Annotated in this window: 16 protein-coding genes; 8 read left to right on the forward strand and 8 right to left on the reverse strand. The window is 68.8% G+C overall.

Going from position 1 to position 18,009, the window contains the following annotated elements:
- Nucleotides 1-110 precede the first annotated feature (110 nt).
- From ACQP2T_RS08560 to ACQP2T_RS08575, 4 genes are read right to left on the reverse strand one after another with little or no spacing between them, the layout of a single operon-like run.
- Nucleotides 111-563 carry a response regulator gene (locus tag ACQP2T_RS08560; protein WP_433515640.1) on the reverse strand — a complete coding sequence of 151 codons (453 nt, stop codon included), beginning with the start codon at nt 561-563 and terminating at the stop codon, nt 111-113.
- On the reverse strand, nt 553-1,704 hold the full coding sequence (locus ACQP2T_RS08565) for a sensor histidine kinase (RefSeq protein ID WP_433515641.1): 1,152 nt from the start codon (nt 1,702-1,704) through the stop codon (nt 553-555). Before ACQP2T_RS08565 ends, ACQP2T_RS08560 begins: the two co-directional genes overlap by 11 nt.
- Complete coding sequence (locus ACQP2T_RS08570) at nt 1,701-2,837, reverse strand: PP2C family protein-serine/threonine phosphatase (RefSeq protein WP_433515642.1); 1,137 nt, start codon at nt 2,835-2,837, stop codon at nt 1,701-1,703. The genes ACQP2T_RS08565 and ACQP2T_RS08570 overlap by 4 nt, the downstream gene beginning before the upstream one ends.
- Before the next feature lie 34 nt (nt 2,838-2,871).
- Nucleotides 2,872-3,801 carry a LysR family transcriptional regulator gene (locus ACQP2T_RS08575; protein ID WP_433515643.1) on the reverse strand — a complete coding sequence of 310 codons (930 nt, stop codon included), beginning with the start codon at nt 3,799-3,801 and terminating at the stop codon, nt 2,872-2,874.
- Between the two features lie 134 nt (nt 3,802-3,935).
- On the opposite strand from ACQP2T_RS08575, the gene ACQP2T_RS08580 reads away from it, so the two are divergent.
- The 3 genes from ACQP2T_RS08580 to ACQP2T_RS08590 are packed head-to-tail and all read left to right on the forward strand — an operon-like array spanning nt 3,936 to nt 7,341.
- The gene (locus ACQP2T_RS08580; protein WP_433515644.1) at nt 3,936-4,685 is read left to right on the forward strand and encodes a succinate dehydrogenase cytochrome b subunit; all 750 of its coding nucleotides are present in this window, start codon (nt 3,936-3,938) and stop codon (nt 4,683-4,685) included.
- Entirely contained in the window at nt 4,682-6,604 is a 1,923-nt protein-coding gene (locus ACQP2T_RS08585) for a fumarate reductase/succinate dehydrogenase flavoprotein subunit (protein WP_433515645.1), read from the forward strand. Before ACQP2T_RS08580 ends, ACQP2T_RS08585 begins: the two co-directional genes overlap by 4 nt.
- Nucleotides 6,601-7,341, forward strand: a complete 741-nt coding sequence (locus tag ACQP2T_RS08590; RefSeq protein WP_433515646.1) for a succinate dehydrogenase/fumarate reductase iron-sulfur subunit — start codon at nt 6,601-6,603, stop codon at nt 7,339-7,341. The genes ACQP2T_RS08585 and ACQP2T_RS08590 overlap by 4 nt, the downstream gene beginning before the upstream one ends.
- A gap of 53 nt (nt 7,342-7,394) precedes the next feature.
- On the opposite strand, the gene ACQP2T_RS08595 is transcribed toward ACQP2T_RS08590, so the two are convergent.
- Together ACQP2T_RS08595 and ACQP2T_RS08600 are read right to left on the reverse strand one after the other, a co-directional pair.
- Entirely contained in the window at nt 7,395-8,117 is a 723-nt protein-coding gene (locus tag ACQP2T_RS08595) for a methyltransferase domain-containing protein (protein WP_433515647.1), read from the reverse strand.
- A gap of 68 nt (nt 8,118-8,185) precedes the next feature.
- Nucleotides 8,186-8,770, reverse strand: coding sequence for an HD domain-containing protein (locus ACQP2T_RS08600; RefSeq protein ID WP_433515648.1), 585 nt, complete (start codon nt 8,768-8,770; stop codon nt 8,186-8,188).
- A 175-nt stretch (nt 8,771-8,945) separates the two neighbouring features.
- Between ACQP2T_RS08600 and ACQP2T_RS08605 the strand changes: the two genes are divergently transcribed.
- Entirely contained in the window at nt 8,946-9,935 is a 990-nt protein-coding gene (locus ACQP2T_RS08605) for a GlxA family transcriptional regulator (RefSeq protein WP_433515649.1), read from the forward strand.
- A gap of 153 nt (nt 9,936-10,088) precedes the next feature.
- On the opposite strand, the gene ACQP2T_RS08610 is transcribed toward ACQP2T_RS08605, so the two are convergent.
- Nucleotides 10,089-10,889: a class I SAM-dependent methyltransferase gene (locus ACQP2T_RS08610; protein ID WP_433515650.1), complete on the reverse strand. Its 801-nt coding sequence runs from the start codon at nt 10,887-10,889 to the stop codon at nt 10,089-10,091.
- Nucleotides 10,890-11,031: 142 nt separating this feature from the next.
- On the opposite strand from ACQP2T_RS08610, the gene ACQP2T_RS08615 reads away from it, so the two are divergent.
- Both ACQP2T_RS08615 and ACQP2T_RS08620 read left to right on the forward strand, forming a co-directional pair.
- A complete protein-coding gene (locus tag ACQP2T_RS08615; RefSeq protein WP_433515651.1) occupies nt 11,032-11,874 on the forward strand; it encodes a class I SAM-dependent methyltransferase in 843 nt (280 codons plus the stop codon).
- Between the two features lie 320 nt (nt 11,875-12,194).
- Nucleotides 12,195-12,623 (forward strand): GNAT family N-acetyltransferase, encoded by a 429-nt coding sequence (locus ACQP2T_RS08620; protein ID WP_433515652.1) that lies wholly within the window; start codon nt 12,195-12,197, stop codon nt 12,621-12,623.
- Between the two features lie 134 nt (nt 12,624-12,757).
- Here the strand turns inward: ACQP2T_RS08620 and ACQP2T_RS08625 are convergent, their stop codons facing one another.
- A complete protein-coding gene (locus ACQP2T_RS08625) occupies nt 12,758-13,384 on the reverse strand; it encodes a phosphotransferase (RefSeq protein ID WP_433515653.1) in 627 nt (208 codons plus the stop codon).
- 1,059 nt (nt 13,385-14,443) lie between these two features.
- Here ACQP2T_RS08625 and ACQP2T_RS08630 point away from each other — a divergent pair.
- Together ACQP2T_RS08630 and ACQP2T_RS08635 are read left to right on the forward strand one after the other, a co-directional pair.
- Nucleotides 14,444-16,192 (forward strand): ABC transporter ATP-binding protein, encoded by a 1,749-nt coding sequence (locus ACQP2T_RS08630; protein WP_433515654.1) that lies wholly within the window; start codon nt 14,444-14,446, stop codon nt 16,190-16,192.
- Between the two features lie 2 nt (nt 16,193-16,194).
- Nucleotides 16,195-17,994 carry an ABC transporter ATP-binding protein gene (locus tag ACQP2T_RS08635; RefSeq protein WP_433515655.1) on the forward strand — a complete coding sequence of 600 codons (1,800 nt, stop codon included), beginning with the start codon at nt 16,195-16,197 and terminating at the stop codon, nt 17,992-17,994.
- Nucleotides 17,995-18,009 lie beyond the last annotated feature (15 nt).

The raw sequence follows: 18,009 nt of genomic DNA on the forward strand, positions 1-18,009 counted from the left end.
TCGCAGCGCGCACTTTGGTGGGGGATACGTTACGACGACCGCCTCGGGATTTGTGAGGAGGGTCACTCACTTTTTCGATGACTCGCTGTGATTCCTGTCACGTACCCCTGTCACGTGGGCTGCCCTTTGCTCGGCAGCTTAACCACAGTCACGAAAAAATCATCTATTTGGCGGACAACTCGGATAAATTGCTCAAAATCTACCGGCTTGGAGACGTACGCATTCGCGTGCAGCCGATAGCTGTGCAGGATGTCCTCCTCCGCCTCCGAGGTCGTCAGGATCACCACGGGGATCGTCCGCAGCTCGGCGTCGGCCTTCACCTCGGTGAGCACTTCCAAGCCGCCCATCCGGGGCAGGTTCAGGTCGAGCAGGATGAGGTCGGGCGTCGGCGCGTCCTGGTAGCCGTCCTCCCGGCGGAGGAACGCCATCGCCTGCTCGCCGTCGTTGACCACGTGCAGGCGGTTGCGGACCTTGTTGAAGTCGAACGCCTCCTTGGTGAGGAGCACGTCACCTTGGTCGTCCTCGACCAGGAGCACCTCGATGGGCCGCCAGTCAGTTGCCATCTTCGTCTCCAGCCGCGGGCAGGGTCCAGCGGAACGTCGCGCCCTCGGCGGCACTGTCTTCGCCATCCAGCCAGAGCTGGCCGCCGTGATACTCGACGATCTTGCGGCAGAGCGCGAGCCCGATGCCGGTCCCTGGATAGACGTCCCGTGGATGCAGGCGCTGGAAGATCAGGAAGATGCGGTCGGCGTACTTGGCCTCCACCCCGATCCCGTTGTCCGAGCAGCTGAACTCCCACATCCGCCCGGCCCGCTTGACGCCGATGTGCACCCGCGGCGGCAGGTCGGAGCGGAACTTGACGGCGTTCTCGATCAGGTTCTGGAAGAGCTGGGTGAGCTGGCCACGGTTGCCGACGACCTTGGGCAGGGCGTCGCGGGTGACGACCGTCCCGGTGTCCTCGATCGCGGCCGACAGGTTGTCCAGGGCCGTGGTGAGCGCCGTGTCCGTGTCGGTGACCACCCGCTCGCCGGTGACCCGGCCCACCCTGGAGAAGTCGAGCAGGTCGTTGATGAGCAGTTGCATGCGCTTGGCGCCGTCGACCGCGTAGCGGATGTACTCCTTGGCCCGGTCGTCGAGCCGGTCGCCGTACCGCTGCTCCAGCATCTGCGTGAAGCTGGCCACCTTCCGCAGCGGCTCCTGCAGGTCGTGACTGGCGACGTAGGCGAACTGCTCCAGCTCCCCGTTGGACCTGCGCAGCTCGTCGGACTGCTCCTCGGCCCGTCGCCAGGCCGACACGATGCGCGCGCGCATGGAGTCGACGTGGCTCGACAGCTCGGCCAGCTCCGCCGGCCGCGCCACGCTCAGCCGGTGGTCGAAGTCGCCCGCCGCGACCTTGCGCACCTGGTCGGTCAGCTGGGCGATGGGCTTCAGTACGGCGTAGCGGACGATGAACAGCAGCCCGATCCCCACCGCGGCCATCACGGCCAGCAGGACGACCAGCGCCACGTTCAGCCGGTCGAGCTGGACCGCGACGTCGGGCCGCAGACCCCGCTCCCGTACGTCGGCGACCAGCTTCATGATCAACGTGGCCCCGAGCACGAACACCACGGCGCTCACCACGCCGACGGCGAGGAACCAGCGGCCCACCGGCAGTCTGCCGACGCCCGTCGCCGGCTTCGGCGGGGGCAGCGGATGGATGCTCACTGCGACCTCCTGCTGACGCGCACCACGGCGAGGTCGTCGCTGAGCGTGCCCACGTGCCTGATGAGCCGGTCGAGATCGATCGAGCCGTGTTCGCGTACCAGGTCGACCAGGCCGTCCACGCCGAGCAGCTCCTTTTGCTCGCCCACCGCGGCCTCGATCAGGCCGTCGGTGTAGAGCATCATGGACCATTCCTCGCCCAGCGGCACGTCGAGGACGGTCCATTCGGCGTCGGAGAAGATGCCGAGCGGCGGCCCGGAGGGCGCGCCGGGGACCACGCCGACGACTCCATCACGGACGAGGACGGGCGGCGGGTGTCCGACCACCCGCATCCTGGCGTCGCGCAGGTCGGGCGTGATGGTCGCCATGCACAGGGTGGTGAAGATCTCCGGGGCCTGGCGTTCGGCGCGCAGGACGGCGTCGAGCGTACGCAGCAGCCGATCGCCCGTCTGCCCGGCGAGCACCAGCGTGCGCCAGGCGATGCGCAGCGCCACGCCGAGCGCGGCCTCGTCGGGCCCGTGCCCGCACACGTCGCCGACCACGACGTGCACCGCGCCGTCGGGCGTCTGCACGGTGTCGAGGAAGTCACCGGCCAGCAGCGATCCCTGGCTGCCCGGCAGATAGCGGGTGGTGTGCTCCAGCGCGTCGGTGCGCAGCAGGGCGACGGGCAGCAGGCCGCTCTCCAGCCGAGCGTTCTCCTTGGCCGTCAGCTCGGCCGCGACCAGCCTGAGCTGCGCCAGATCGGCCCGCTTGCGCTCCATGGCGTAGCGGATGGCCCTGGCCAGCAGCCGCGCGTCGACGTCCTGCTTGACGAGGTAGTCCTGCGCTCCGGCCTGGACCGCGGCGACCCCCACATGGGCGTCGCGCAGCCCGGTGAGCACCAGTACGGCCGCGTGCGGCGCCGCCCCCAGCACCTGCTCCAGCGCCTCCAGACCGGTGGCGTCGGGGAGCGAGAGGTCGACGAGTACGCACTGGATCCGGGCGTTGAGCTTGGCCTTGCCCTCGGCCAGGCTGCGTACCCAGGTGATGCGCGGCGGCGCCTCGGCCTGCTTCAGAAGCTCCTCGACGAGGAACGCGTCACCGGCGTCGTCCTCGATGAGGAGCAGCGTCAGCGTTTCGGAGAGAGTTGCCGTCACACGCGCCTCTTCGTAGAAGTCGGGCTGTTGGGGTTCATTCTGCGATGAGCTCTACCCCCTGCGGAAGCGTGTGCTCATGGCCGGCTTCGACGACGAAGGAGAGCAGGGTCGTACGGAACGCCTGCGCCGCCCTCGTCGGCTCCACGTCCTTGCGATGGGCCAGCGCGATGGTGCGGCTCAGCCCCGGCGGCGCCAGGGGAGTGCCGGTCAGCCCCGGCCGTCCGTCCAGCACCATGGACGGCACCACGGCCAGCCCCAGCCCTGCCTCCACGAACCGCAGGACGGCGTCCATCTCGCCGCCCTCCACCGCGAACCTGGGCTCGAACCCGGCCTGGCGGCAGGCCGCCAGCGTCGCCTCGCGCAGGTCGTAGCCGCGCCTGAACATCACCATCCCCCGGCCGCGCAGATCCTCCATACGAAGGTACGGCTTGCGTTCGGGCTGGTGAGAGGGCGTCACCACGACCAGGTTCTCGCGCAGGATCTCCTCGGTCACCAGGGACGGGTCGTCGCTCTGCAGCGGCGTGATGATGAGGGACAGGTCGAGCTGCCCGCGAGCCAGCGCCCTGACCAGGTCGCGTGAGCCGTCCTCCTCGACCAGCAGCTCGATGCCCGGATAGGCGAGGTGGAAGCGGGCCAGGGCGTCGGCCAGCAGCCCGGCGCACAGTGACGGGGTGGCGCCGAGCCGGACCCGTCCCCTGCGCAGTCCGGCGAGCTCGGCCACCTCCTGCCGGGCGGTGCCGGCGTCGGCCAGCATCCGGCGGGCGAGCGGCAGCAGCGCCTCTCCCGCCGGGGTCAGGGTGACGTTGCCGCGCGCCCTGGAGAACAGCGGGGCGCCGAGGTCGCTCTCCAATGCCTTGATCTGCTTGCTGAGTGAGGGCTGGGCGACCCGCATCCGCTCGGCGGCCTGGGTGAAGTGCCTGGTCTCCGCGACTGCGACGAAGTAGGCGAGCTGTTGCAGCTGCATGTGATTTTCCTCGCACCGGCGCGTGGGATTTCCTTACGCCGACCGTACAAACCAAGCATCATAGCCGAAGGCTATGGAAACCAGGCCCATCATGACTTGGACGGATCATGGCTGGATATCTAGCGTCGGAAGACGTGACAGCCACGATTGAGCGAGGCGCCGCTACCGCGCCAGTCTCGAAGCCCGCACCGACAAAGCCGACCCCCAGCGGAAAGCGCGGCGGATTCCTGCGCTCGTCCAACGGCAAGAAGGCCATCATGGCCGTCACGGGCGCCGCGATGGTGCTCTTCTTGATCCTCCACATGCTGGGCAACCTCAAGATCTTCCTCGGCAAGGACTCCTTCAACGAGTACGCCGAGGCGCTCCGCACACTGCTGGAGCCGCTCGCGCCGTACCGGACCGTGCTGACGATCCTGGAGGCCGGCCTCGTCGTCGCGGTGGTCCTGCACATGTGGGCCGCGATCTCGCTGGCGCGGCGGGCCCGCCAGGCCCGGCCGGTGAAGTACGTGGCCAAGAAGTCGCAGGCCAAGGGCTACACCACGCACATCATGCGGTGGGGTGGCGTCACGATCCTGCTCTTCGTGGTCTGGCACCTGCTCGACCTGAGCTTCGGCGTGGTGAACCCCAAGGGGTTCGACTCCGCGCCGGCCGACCGGATGATCGCCGGGTTCGACCTGTCGCGCTGGTGGGTCACGCTCTTCTACGTCGTGGCCGTCGTCATGGTCGGCCTGCACCTGCGGCACGGCATCTGGAGCATGTTCCAGACCCTCGGCTGGGCCACCCGTTTCAAGGCGCTTCGCCCGGTCGCGGCGCTGGTGTCCGCGGTCCTGGTCATCGGCTTCCTCGCGCCGCCGCTCGCCGTCACGTTCGGAGTGATCAAGTGAAGTACACCGAAGGCCCGGAGATCAAGGACGCCAAGGCTCCCGCCGGCCCCATCGAGGAGCGGTGGGAGAAGCGGAAGTTCGCCGCCAAGCTCGTCAACCCGGCCAACAAGCGCAAGCTCAACGTGATCGTGGTCGGCACCGGCCTGGCGGGCGGTTCCGCCGCCGCGACGCTGGGAGAGCTGGGCTACAACGTCAAGTCGTTCTGCTATCAGGACACGCCGCGCCGCGCGCACTCCATCGCCGCGCAGGGCGGGATCAACGCCGCGAAGAACTACCGCGGCGACGGTGACTCGATTTATCGCCTTTTCTACGACACGGTAAAGGGTGGTGACTTCCGGGCCCGCGAGTCGAACGTCTACCGCCTCGCCCAGGTCTCCGTGAACATCATCGACCAGGCCGTGGCCCAGGGCGTCCCGTTCGCCCGCGAGTACGGCGGGCTGCTGGACACCCGCTCGTTCGGCGGCGCGCAGGTGTCGCGTACGTTCTACGCGCGCGGCCAGACGGGCCAGCAGTTGCTGCTCGGCGCCTACCAGGCCCTGGAGCGGCAGATCGCGGCCGGGACCGTGGAGATGTTCACCCGGCACGAGATGCTCGACGTGATCGTCGACGACGGCCGGGCGCGCGGGATCATCGTCCGCGACATGGTCACCGGAGAGATCGAGCGGCACGTGGCCGATGCCGTCGTGCTGGCCTCCGGCGGCTACGGGAACGTGTTCTTCCTGTCCACGAACGCCAAGGGCTGCAACACCACGGCGATCTGGCGGGCGCACGAGCGCGGCGCGTACTTCGCCAACCCGTGCTACACGCAGATCCACCCGACCTGCATCCCGGTGTCGGGCGAGTACCAGTCGAAGCTGACGCTGATGTCGGAGTCGCTGCGCAACGACGGCCGGGTGTGGGTGCCGCTCGTCGGCGGCGACTCCCGCGCTCCTGGCGACATCCCAGAAGACGAACGCGACTACTACCTGGAGCGGATTTATCCGGCTTTCGGGAACCTCGTCCCCCGGGACATCGCCTCCCGCGCCGCCAAGAACGTCTGCGACGAGGGTCGTGGCGTCGGACCCGGCGGGCTCGGGGTCTACCTGGACTTCGCCGACGCGATCAACCGTCTCGGGCGGGACGCCGTGGAGAAGAAGTACGGCAACCTCTTCGAGATGTACGAGCGCATCACGGGCGAGAACCCCTACGAGGCGCCCATGCGCATCTACCCGGCCGTCCACTACACCATGGGCGGCCTGTGGGTGGACTACGACCTGCAGTCCACGATCCCCGGCCTGTTCGTGATCGGCGAGGCCAACTTCTCCGACCACGGCGCCAACCGCCTCGGCGCCTCGGCGCTGATGCAGGGCCTGGCCGACGGCTACTTCGTGCTGCCCACCACGCTCGGCGACTACCTGGCGGCCGGGCCGTTCGGGGAGGTCTCCGAGGACGCCGTGGCCGAGGCCGAGATCAAGGTACGAGCCAAGATCGACCGCCTGCTCGCGGTGAACGGCACGCGTACCCCCGACTCCTTCCACCGCGAGCTCGGCAAGCTCATGTGGGACTACTGCGGCATGGAGCGCACCGAGGAGTCGCTGCGCAAGGCGCTGGAGCGCATTCCGGAGCTGCGCGAGGAGTTCTGGCGGGACGTCAAGGTCTCGGGCACCGCCGAGGAGCTGAACCAGGTCCTGGAGAAGGCCGGGCGGGTCGCGGACTTCTTCGACCTGGCCGAGCTCATGTGCCTGGACGCGCTGATCCGCACCGAGTCGTGCGGCGGCCACTTCCGCGCCGAGTCGCAGGACGCCGACGGCGAGGCCCTTCGGGACGACGAGCACTTCGCACACGTGTCGGCCTGGGAGTACTCCGGGGACGGACCGGTGCTGCACAAGGAAACGCTCGAGTACGAGTACGTCAAGATGACCCAGCGGAGCTACAAGTGAACTTGACTTTGAAGGTCTGGCGCCAGAGCGGCCCGTCAGCTCCCGGCAAGATGACGACTTATCAGGTTGAAGACGTCTCCCCGGATATGTCCTTCCTAGAGATGCTCGACGTACTCAACGAGCGCCTCATCCTCTCGGGCGACGACCCGGTGGCCTTCGACCACGACTGCCGCGAGGGCATCTGCGGCATGTGCGGCATGGTCATCAACGGCGTCGCGCACGGCGAGCAGCGCGCCACCACCACCTGCCAGCTCCACATGCGCCACTTCGAGGACGGCGCCACGATCACCATCGAGCCGTGGCGCGCGGCGCCGTTCCCGGTGGTGAAGGACCTGGTGGTGGACCGGTCGGCGTTCGACCGCATCATCCAGGCCGGCGGCTTCGTCTCGGTCCCGGCGGGCTCGGCGCCCGACGCCCACAGCATCCCGGTACGCAAGGAGGACGCCGACTCGGCCTTCGACGCCGCCACCTGCATCGGGTGCGGGGCCTGCGTGGCGGCCTGCCCGAACGGGTCGGCCTCGCTCTTCACGGCCGCCAAGATCACCCACCTCTCCCTGCTTCCCCAGGGCCAGCCGGAGCGGCTGACGCGGGCCAAGGCGATGGTGGACCAGATGGACGCGGAGGGGTTCGGGGGGTGCACGAACACGGGTGAGTGCACCGCCGTGTGTCCCAAGGGGATTCCGCTGGACACCATCGCGCAGATGAACAGTGACTACCTCAAGGCGAACGCCAAATAGGGGCGGCGGGCCTTGTTTTGGTACGGCCCGCCCACCTGTGCGCGTTGACGCCGTCAACGCGCGTCGGCCACCACCATGAACAGCGGGCAACTGACCAGGAAGGGCCCGGAGCCGAGGTCGGCGGAGTCCTCCAGGTAGCCCGCGTGCACCGCCCTGGAGAGGGTGCGGCGCAGGCCGAAGAGCTGCTCGGCCGTCTCCAGGTCCCGGATCACCGGGCTGAACACTGTCGCCGTCCGCACGGTCAGTCCGGCCTGTTCGGCCAGGCGGGCGAGGCTCCGTCCGATGGCCGGGTTCCTGATCACCTCTGTGGTGACGTACCGGACGAGGCCCGGGCCGGCCGGAGAGTCGATCAGCAGGCCGTGCCAGTCGGGCTCGGCCATGGTGATCGTGGCGCCCGGCCGGGCCACGCGACGGAACTCCGCCAGCACTCGCCCCGGGTCCGGCACGTGCTGCAGCACCCGGTCCGTGCGCGCCCGGTCGACGGTGCCGTCGTCGAGCGGCATCGCGTGGGCGTCACCGACGCGGATCTCCACGTTGGCACGGTCGGCCAGCCGTAGCCGGGCCTGGTCCGCCATGGCCGGGTCGTGGTCGAGGCCGATCACCGTACCCGAAGAGGTCACGCCGTCGGAGAGGCCGGCCAGGTCGGTGCCGGGGCCGCAGCCTATGTCGAGCACGGTCTGGCCGGGCCGCAACTCCATCATGGTCAGCAGGTCCCGCTTGTACGCGCGGCCGGGGGCGCTGGCGGCGAGTTGGTCCAGGTACGCGATGGTCGTCATGACCATGAGCCAAGCAGGTCGCTGTGCGGTTTCCGGGGAGAGCGTGTCAAGATCCGGTGCACGAGCGTTCACGCTCTCAGAGCGTCGATCGGGTTGCCGCCGAATCGGTCGGAGAGCGCCACGACCTGTTCGAGGTGGGCGAAGGCGCCCTCCGGATGCCGGTGGACCTCGTCGAGGAAGCTGTCGCGCATGCTCGATGCGAAATCGAGCCGCGGATAGGCCGCCAAGATGTCGGCGAGATCATCGGCCGCGAGCCCTTCCCAGCCGAGTCCGGCGACGTCGACGGCCGCCCCCGCTTGGACCAACCGGAACACGGGCACCTGCTCGGCCACGAGGTTGGTGTGCCGCAGGATCGCCTCCTCGACCAGGTGGATGCGCTCCAGGTCCCATCCGCGCCCTTCGAGGAAGCGGCACGCGAGATCGGCGCCGACGCGTCCGAACTCGCTCTCGCCGGCGTAGGTGTCAGTGAGGCCGAGGTCGTGGACTATCGCCGCGACGAAGGCCGCCTCCTCGTCGACACCGGGCTCGGGGACGAGGCACCGTCCGAAGAGGTACGTGCGGTAACTGTGATTGAGCAGGTAAGCGGGTGCGGCCTCGGCGGCGAGATCGGCGGCCGCCTGGGTCGTGGGGGTTCGAGGAAACTCGGGAATCATCGAACGGGTCCGTTCGTCAGCGGAATTGAACGAGCACCATCGTCGGCGGGCACGACCGATGTCCGCAAGGACGTTGGTATGTCAGATCCGGACACGGCCACGTCGCCGGGCTGCGTCCGAATGTGACATGTTCTTGTCGCCACGGACATCCCGGTGATCCTGCAGACTTGGCGGCATGACCCCTCACCTCGTCGTGGTCGCCGTGTTCGACGGCGTCGAGCTTCTCGACGTCGCCGGACCGCTCGAGGTGTTCTCCACCGCTGATCGCCTGCTGAACAAGGACGTTCCCGGCTACAAGACGCTGGTCGCCGGCCCCCAGCCTGGGCTCGTGCGCTGTGCCGGGGGCACCTCGATCGCCGCCGACGTCTCCTGGAAGGAACTGCCTCGCGAGATCGGGACTCTCGTCGTGCCCGGTGGCCTGGCGCTCGATGAGAGCGGGGTCAAGGCGCTGGAAGCAGAGTCGCTTGTCCAGTGGCTGGCGGCCCCCGGCGCTCACGGCGCGTCCCGAATAGCCTCGGTCTGTGCGGGAGCGCACATGCTGGCCGCCGCCGGATTGCTCGACGGGCGGCGGGCGACGACGCACTGGGCGACGGCGGGTCAGCTCGCCGCCGACCATCCCGAGGTGACCGTCGAGCCCGACGCGATCTACGTGCGTGACGAGCACATCTGGACGTCGGCCGGCGTGTCCACGGGGATAGACCTCGCGCTCGCCCTGGTCGCCCACGACCACAATGCCGAGTTGGCCCGTCGTGTCGCCCGGTGGCTCGTCATGTACATGCGGCGACCGGGTGGTCAGAGCCAGTTCAGCGAGCTTCTGGCGTACTCCTCGGCCACCGACGCTCAGATCGCCCGCCTGCAGGCGTGGATTCCGGATCACCTCACCGAGGACCTGTCCAACGACGCGCTCGCGCTCCGGACGAACCTCAGCGTCCGGCACTTCTCGCGGGTCTTCCGTCAGCAGGTCGGGGTGACGCCCGCGCAGTACGTGGAGTCGGTCCGCGTCGACGCCGCCGCGCGGCAACTCGTCCACACCGGCAACGGGCTCAGAGCCATCGCGAACGCGGTCGGGCTCGGCTCGGTCGAGACGCTCCACCGGCTGTTCAAACAACGCTTCGGCGTCACCCCTGCGGCCTATCGGGAGCGTTTCACCACCCGAGGAGGATGACCGAAGTCCGCAGGGATCGGTACGGTACGGCAACGGCCATCCCCGGGCTCGGGAGCGACCTTGGGCAACCGCGCCGACTATTGCCGGATGCCTGCTCTTCAGGTCATGGGCGTAGCGGGTTCTCCTAGACATGGCGCAGTGGCTAGCTCCAGGTCATAGGCGTTGGCCGATGGTCAGGCCGACCGACCAGTGGCGGACGAGTCGTCCGTCCGGGCGTGCGGCGAGGAGGCGGCGTATCTCACGGTAGAGGTGTTCCCGCTTGGCCGGCTCCATGGCGATGTGGCCGGAGAATGTGTCGAGCAGAGCGATGTATTCGTCTACCGTGTAGCGCAATCCCCATACGTAGAGCCTCGTTCCGACCACTGTGAAGTGTCCGGAGGCATCGAACTCGGTGGCGATGGGGTCGGGCTGGTTCTCGGGCAGTGGCGGCGGCCACGGGCTACCATCACCTTCGCCGATCTCGTCATAGACCTTCTGGATTTCGGTGAAGAACGGGTCGAAATCTGCCGGGAACGCGTGGTCGGCGTTCCACACGGCCAGATGGCCGCCCGGGGTGAGCAGCTCGGCGGCTTTCGCGTACTTGACCTCTGGGTCCACCCATTTCCACGCCGTGGCCGCGTACGCGAGATCGAAGCGGGCCTCTGCCGGCGGCTCCCAGCCTTCGAAAGACGATGCGATGACGGAAACGTCGGCGAATTCGGCGAGGCGGTGCCGTGCCTCCGCCGCCAAAGCATCGCCGAGTTCGACCGCGGTGATCCGGAAGCCCATCCGTGCCAATGGCAGCGTGGCTTTCCCCGGACCGCATCCGACTTCGAGCAGGTGCGCGGGTGGCGTGATCGCCGTGATCGCCAGCAGGTCGGAATACAGCTCGGCCGGGTAGTCGGGGCGGGCGTCCTGATATGAGTCAGCGGCGCTGTCGAAGGTGGCTCTCATCAGCCGAAGATCGCGGGTCATTCTCCCATGCTGACAGTGCGGCGACGCTGCTTTCATCTACGCACCCAGCTCTGCTCGAACGCCGCGTTACTACGAGGTGGCGGTGGTGCGCCCGACTTAATGGGAGGCGCCGCGACCGCGTCCCTGCTTACGCTCGGGCGTCATGGACTACCTGACGACCAACCGGGCCAACTGGAACGCACGGGTCCCGATCCATGTCGACAGCGACTTCTACGATGTCGACGGTTTCAAGGCCAACGGCCGCAGCGTCCTGAGACCCTTCGAGGTCGCGGAGGTCGGCGACGTGTCCGGCCGCCGCTTGGCGCACCTGCAGTGCCACATCGGCCTGGACACGCTCTCCTGGGCCAGGCTCGGCGCCGAGGTGACCGGGCTCGACTTCTCCGACGCCGCCATCGAGCAGGCCAGGGCCATCGCCGCCGACTGCGGCCTGCCGGCGAGGTTCGTCACCGCCGATGTGTACGACGCGGTCGAGGCGCTCGGCGAGACCTACGACATCGTCTACACCGGCCTCGGCGCCCTGGTGTGGCTGCCTGAGCTCACCCGCTGGGCGGAGACGGTCGCCGCACTGCTGAAACCGGGCGGATTCCTCTATCTCGCGGAATTCCACCCCTTTCCCCAAGTCCTTGATGAAGAGACCGGTACGACGATCGCCTACGACTACTTCGACCGGGGTCCGCACGTCTGGGAGGAGCCGTACACCTACACCGGCGGCCGGCTGATCGAGTCCCACACCTCCGTGCAGTTCCAGCACAGCATCGGCGACGTCGTCAGCGCGGTGGCGGCGGTGGGCCTGCGGGTGGAGTTCCTGCACGAGTACGACCACACCCTTTTCCGCCGCTTCGCCACGATGTCCGGCGACCACACTGGCTACCGCCTGCCGGAGGGCGCGTCCAGGGTCCCGCTCATGTACTCCCTGCGAGCTTCAGCCGGTAGCGCACCTCCTGCGGCGGGTCCGGTCGCGGGTCCGGTCGCCCCAACGATGTGATCCCGAATCGCTCGCAGAACCGTCGCGCCTGCGGTTGTCGGCAAGTACCGCAGCCCTACCTCGGCGCATCCCGACGACAGATGTTCGAGACCTTCTTCGGCCGCCGCGGCAATACCGTCGCGATGCCGGAGGAGCGTTTTCAACACTCCTGCCGGCGGAGGCAATCGGTCATTCGCAAGATGGGTCCGGACGTCGCAAGGTTCGCGCGGTGATTGTCAGACTCGTTGAGTACCATCCGCGGGATGGAGATACCTTTTGTCCGACTTGAGCCCTGGTCGCAGGGTGACCTTGGGTTGCTGCGCCGCCTCAACGCTCCTGAGATGACCGAGCACCTGGGCGGTCCCGAGACCGAGGAAGAGGTGGTCGGGCGGCACGAGCGCTACCTCAAGCTGGATGATCCGGGACTGGGCGCCATGTTCAGCGTGGTCGTCGAGCCTGAGCTGGAGACGGTCGGCTCGATCGGCTTCTGGGAGCGCGAATGGCAGGGTGAGACCGTTTATGAGACGGGCTGGGGGATCTTGCCGGAGTTTCAGGGGCGGGGCATCGCGACGGCTGCTGCCATCGCCATCGCGACCAAGGCTCGGGCGGAGGGCAGGCACCGGCACCTGCACGCCTACCCATCGGTGGAACATCCGGCGTCGAACGCGATCTGCCGCAAGGCCGGGTTCACCCTCGTTGGGGAAGTCGACTTCGAGTACCCGGTGGGTCATCCGATGCGCTGCAACGACTGGCGACTTCGACTGCTCTGACCGGCCGCCCGCCGCTCTGGTGCCCGCCTGCATCGGTGTCAGGCTGCGCCGGCCCAGGGGGCGGTGATAGACGACTGGCGACCGTGATCGCGCTGATGGGTCGCCCGCCGCGCTGATGTCCGCCCGTATCGGTGTCAGGCCGCGTCGGTCCAGGAGGCGGTGACGTCGAGGCGCTCGCGCCACAGTTTCTCGCCGTTGCCGCCCGGCTCCCACCGGCCGGTGAAGTCGAGCAGGGCACGGCAGCGCGCCACCATGGCCGCGTGACGCTCCGGCCAGGGCGGCACCGGGCCGCCGTACGCGTCGAAGAAGGACGACAGGAGCGGTACGTGCTCCGCGTGGTGCATCCGCACGATCCACTCGCACCACGCGAGGTCCTCGATCGGCTCGCCCGGGTGCGCCCACTCCCAGTCGAGGATCGCCGCCGTCTCGAACGTGGCCGGGTCGAACAGCAGGTTCTGCGGCCCGTAGTCGCCGTGCACGATCCCCAGCCGATGGATGCGGGCCAGCGTCTTCCCGCACCCGGCGAGGACCTCGGTCACGCGGCCCTCGTCGATCAGGTCCTGACCGTGCGCCCCGCGTACGTAGCGAGTGGTCACGCTCGTCGGGGTCACCCGGTGTACGGCGGGCACAGGCAGCCGCCCGCGCAGTCGGCGCAGGAACCTGCTCTCGGTCTTGAGGCGGATCGCCGCGTCAGGACCTTCGTAACACTTGACGACCCATGTGTCGTCGCCGACCGTGCTGTTGGTGTACCCGTGCTTCACAGAGACCGATTCTGGCGTACCGGGAAGATCCCCGGAATCACCTGGGCCAGCCTCGATACACGGTGTAAGACGGGGTCGGCGGTAGAATGGTAGGGAAACCGCAGGCACCGGGCGGCTGAACGGCAAAAGCACGACGATGTGTCAGCCCGATGCGAACATGCGTCCTGTAAAGCGCTTCGGCGTGTCCCCGCTGCGCGCTCCCTGCCACCTGCTTAGGGCCGGACGCAAGGACAATCCGGCGGCAGCCATCCGCCCGGATGATCGAGCGCCGGACAGCCAATGCAGGACCGCCGTGGTCGGGCCGGCGGGCCCGCCGTGGCCGGACCGGTCGGACCGGCGGGGCCCGCCGTGGCACGCTGACCGGATGATCGGCGGCAGCCATCCGCCCGGATGATCGGGCGCCGGACCGCCCATGTAGGACCGTGGCCAGACCGGCGTACCGGCGAGACCGCCGTGGCCGGGCCAGTGGACCGGCGGGACGCCGTGGCACGCCGACACGCCGTCTGCAGCAGGCGCGGGTTGAGCCGCCGGTGCGCAGCCGCTGCATCCGGCAGCCGGCGCGCGGGCCGACGCTCGGCGCGGCGGGAGCGCCTCCGCCAGAACGCCTTGGCGGAACGCCTTTGCCGGGAGTGTTGTGGCCGGAACCCGATCTGGCAGGGGTCGGCGGTCCAGGTCGGTGCGGTTCGTCGCGGGCAGGTCGTACTCGCAGCCGGCCGCCAAGGCAACGGACCGGTGGATCTGGTTGGTGAGCACCGCCAGGGTGCTCAGGTCGGAAACCGCTGCAGTTGGTCGGTCGGCATCGGTGTGGTGTTCAGGTCGGAGATCAGCTGATCTGGTCGGTGAGCACCGCTATGGGGGTTGAGGTCGGAGAAAGGTGAATCTGCTCGGTTAGCACCGCTACGGGTGTTGAGGTAGGAGGCCGGTGGGTCTGGTCGGTGAGTACCACTACGGGTGTTCAGGTCGGAGACCGGTGCACCTGATCGGTCAGCACTCCTCGCGGTGCTTGAGTCGGAAAATGGTTTGCCGGGTCAGCCGGCGCCTTGTCAACCTTGATGAGCTATGCGATCCCTTCCAGAAGCCGATTTCGGCATGCCCGACATCCGCAGCCCGCTCCGGTACCTGTGGTGGAACGCGCGTGCCCAGGCCCCGGCATTGCTGGGCGGCATCGGCTTCGCCACCGCTTGGTGGCTGTTGCAGGCGCTGGTGCCCGCCGTGCTCGGCAAGGGCATCGACGCCGTCACGGCCAAGGACACCGACGCGCTGCTGACCTGGTCGGCGATCATGCTCGTGATCGGCATGCTGCAGGCGTTCACCGGGATCATGCGGCACCGGATGGCGGTCTACAACTGGCTGGCCGCCGCCTACCGCACCGTACAAGTGACCGCCAGACAGGCCGCGCGGCTCGGTGCCACGCTGCCCAAGCGGGTCTCGACCGGCGAGGTCGTCAGCGTCGGTAACTCCGATATCTCCCACATCGGCAACTCGATGGAGATCCTGCCGCGTGGCACCGGCTCCGTTGTGGCGATCATCGCGGTCACCGTGATCCTCATCTCCACTTCGCTGCCGTTGGGCCTGCTGGTGATGTTCGGCGTGCCGCTGATGGCCGTCGCGATCGGGCCTCTGCTCAAGCCGTTGCACAGGCGGCAGAAGACCCAGCGCGACCTGATGGGCGAGCTGTCCACCAGGTCGGCCGACATCGTGGCGGGCCTGCGGGTGCTGCGCGGCATCGGTGGCGAGCAGGTGTTCGCCACGCGCTATCGCGAGGAGTCCCAGCGTGTACGGGCTGCGGGCGTCAACGTGTCCAAGGTCGAATCGCTGCTCGAAGGCGCGCAGATCCTGCTGCCCGGAGTGCTCATCGCGGTCGTCACCGGGATAGGCGCCTCGTTCGCGATCGGCGGCGAGATCACCGCTGGTCAGCTCGTCGCCTTCTACGGCTACGCGGTCTTCCTGATCGGCCCGATGCGTACGCTCACCGAGGTCGCCGACAAGCTGACCAAGGGCCATGTCGCCGCCCGCCGCGTGGTGCGCATTCTGTCCATCGAGCCCGAGGTGTCAGGGGGCACCGGCACCAGTGAGGGCGGCGTGCTGCGCGACTCTTACAGCGGCGTCACCGTCCAGCCGGGCGTCATGACCGCGATCGCGGCCGCTCTCCCGGAGGACGCCATCGCCATCGCCGACCGGCTCGGCCGCTACGCCGACGGCGACGTCACCTTCGGCGGGGTCGACCTGGCGAAGCTGCCGATGGCCGAGATCCGTACGCGCATTCTGGTCGCCGACAACGGCGCCCGGCTGTTCACCGGCAGACTCCGCGATGAGCTCGATGTTCGTGGCGACTTGTCCGGCGGGTTGGACATCCGTGGCGACGGTTCGGGTGAGCTGGACGTCCGTGGCGACTCTTCCGACGAGCGGGTGGGGCAGGCGCTGTACGCCGCCTGTGCCGAGGACATCATCGAGGCCCTGCCTGACGGGCTCGACGCCCTGGTGGCCGAGGCGGGACGGGAGTTCTCCGGCGGGCAGCAGCAGCGGCTCCGGCTGGTCAGGGCACTGCTCGCTGACCCGGAGGTGCTGATCCTGGTCGAGCCCACCAGTGCCGTGGACGCCCACAGCGAGGCCCGCATCGGCGAGCGGCTGGCCAAGGCCCGCGTTGGCAAGACCACGCTGGTCTGCACGACCAGCCCGCTGGTGCTCGACCGCACCGACCACGTGATCTACGTCGAGAACGGCAGGGTGCTCGCCGAAGGCACGCACCGCGAACTGCTGGCGACCTCGCCGGAATACACCGCGACCGTGACGAGAGGGGAGGACTGACGATGGCCCGCGAGATCCTGCCGGTCGCCGACCAGCGACAGGTGCGCGCCTACGCCAGGCGGCTGACGCTCAAGTATCCGCGTCAGCTCACTGTTGTGCTCGCCCTGCACGGGTTCGCGGCGATCGTGGGCCTGGCCGTGCCCTGGCAACTCGGCAATCTGGTGCAGAACGTCCAGGACGGCGGCCACGTCAACGTGCTGCTCTTCGCCGTCGGCATCGGCGCGTTCCTGTTCGGGCAGGGCGCTCTGGTGCGTTACGCGGTGCTCGCCTCGGCCAAGCTCGGTGAGAAGGTCCTCGCCGAGCTGCGTGAGGAGTTCGTCGACCGGGTGCTCGGTCTGCCGCTGTCGACGGTGGAGCGGGCCGGCTCCGGCGACCTGATCACCAGGACCTCCCGCGACGTCGACTCCCTCTCCCAGACCGTCCGGCACGCCGTGCCCGAGACGCTGATCGCGATCGTCACTTTCACGATCACCGTGGGCGCGATGGTGCTGGTCAGCCCGCTGCTCATGCTGCCGATGCTGATCGCGGTGCCGCTGCTCTGGATCTCCACCCGTTGGTACCTCAACCGCGCCCGGGACGGCTACCTGCGCGAGAACGCCGCCTACGCCGACATGACCGAGGGACTGGCCGAGACCGTCGAAGGCGCCAGGGCCGTGGAGGCGCTCGGCCTCCAGCGGCGACGGGAGGCGCGGACCGCGAACGACATCCGCGGCTCGTTCGCCGCCGAACGCTACACCCTGTGGCTGCGCACGATCTGGTATCCCGCCGTCGAGCTGGGCTATGTGATCCCGGTCGTCTCGACCCTGTTCATCGGCGGCCTGTTCTACACCAACGGCTGGGTGTCGCTGGCCCAGGTCACCGCCGCCACCTTGTACGCGCAGCAGCTCATCGACCCGCTCGACCGGTTTCTCATGTGGATCGAGGAGTTGCAGGTGGGTGGGGCCGCCATGGCCCGGTTGCTCGGCGTGGCGAACGTGCCAGACGACCGGACCGCCTCGACCGCGCGGCCCGCGGGCGAACTTTTGGAGGCCGACGACGTCCGCTACGCCTACCGCGAGGGCCGCGACGTGCTGCACGGCGTGTCGCTGACCGTCCGGCCAGGGGAGCGGCTGGCCATGGTCGGCCCTTCCGGCGCGGGCAAGTCGACGCTCGGCAGGTTGCTGGCGGGCATCCACGGCCCGCGTACGGGCGCGGTGTCGGTGGGCGGTGTGCCCCTGGTCGACCTGCCTCTCGACGACCTGCGCGGCCACGTCGCGCTGGTCACCCAGGAGCACCACGTCTTCAAGGGCACACTCCGTGACAACCTGCTGATCGCCCGCCCGGACGCCGACGACACCGCCGTGCGCGCGGCCCTCGCGGCGGTCGACTCGCTCGACTGGGTGCTCGCCCTGCCCGACGGACTCGACACGGTCGTCGGGTCCGGCGGGCTGGCCGTCTCTCCTGCCCACGCCCAGCAGTTGGCGCTGGCCCGCCTGGTGCTGGCGGACCCGCACACGCTGGTGCTGGACGAGGCCACCTCGCTCATCGACCCCCGAGCCGCCCGGCACCTGGAGCGGTCGCTGGCGGCGGTGCTCGACGGTCGCACGGTGATCGCCATCGCCCACCGCCTCTACACGGCGCACGACGCGGACCGGGTGGCGGTGGTCGAGGATGGACGGATCAGCGAGCTCGGGTCGCACGATGAGCTGGTGGCGGAGGGCGGCTCGTACGCGGCCCTGTGGAGTAGCTGGCACGGGACCCCGGCCACCACCCGCTCCCTCGCCACGGACGAGTCGGCAGAGTGGCTGGCACGTCATTCCTGACCGTCTACTTCTGGT

This window comes from Nonomuraea sp. CA-143628 (assembly GCF_050942315.1).
GTDB lineage: Bacteria > Actinomycetota > Actinomycetes > Streptosporangiales > Streptosporangiaceae > Nonomuraea.

Excerpts from the sequence above, each read along its gene's own strand:
- ACQP2T_RS08600 (WP_433515648.1), bottom strand. The coding sequence starts at position 8,770 with ATGATTCCCGAGTTTCCTCGAACCCCCACGACCCAGGCGGCCGCCGAT.
- ACQP2T_RS08615 (WP_433515651.1), top strand. The coding sequence starts at position 11,032 with ATGGACTACCTGACGACCAACCGGGCCAACTGGAACGCACGGGTCCCG.
- ACQP2T_RS08595 (WP_433515647.1), bottom strand. The coding sequence starts at position 8,117 with ATGACGACCATCGCGTACCTGGACCAACTCGCCGCCAGCGCCCCCGGC.
- ACQP2T_RS08605 (WP_433515649.1), top strand. The coding sequence starts at position 8,946 with ATGACCCCTCACCTCGTCGTGGTCGCCGTGTTCGACGGCGTCGAGCTT.
- ACQP2T_RS08635 (WP_433515655.1), top strand. The coding sequence starts at position 16,195 with ATGGCCCGCGAGATCCTGCCGGTCGCCGACCAGCGACAGGTGCGCGCC.
- ACQP2T_RS08560 (WP_433515640.1), bottom strand. The coding sequence starts at position 563 with ATGGCAACTGACTGGCGGCCCATCGAGGTGCTCCTGGTCGAGGACGAC.
- ACQP2T_RS08575 (WP_433515643.1), bottom strand. The coding sequence starts at position 3,801 with ATGCAGCTGCAACAGCTCGCCTACTTCGTCGCAGTCGCGGAGACCAGG.
- ACQP2T_RS08610 (WP_433515650.1), bottom strand. The coding sequence starts at position 10,889 with ATGACCCGCGATCTTCGGCTGATGAGAGCCACCTTCGACAGCGCCGCT.
- ACQP2T_RS08630 (WP_433515654.1), top strand. The coding sequence starts at position 14,444 with ATGCGATCCCTTCCAGAAGCCGATTTCGGCATGCCCGACATCCGCAGC.
- ACQP2T_RS08620 (WP_433515652.1), top strand. The coding sequence starts at position 12,195 with ATGACCGAGCACCTGGGCGGTCCCGAGACCGAGGAAGAGGTGGTCGGG.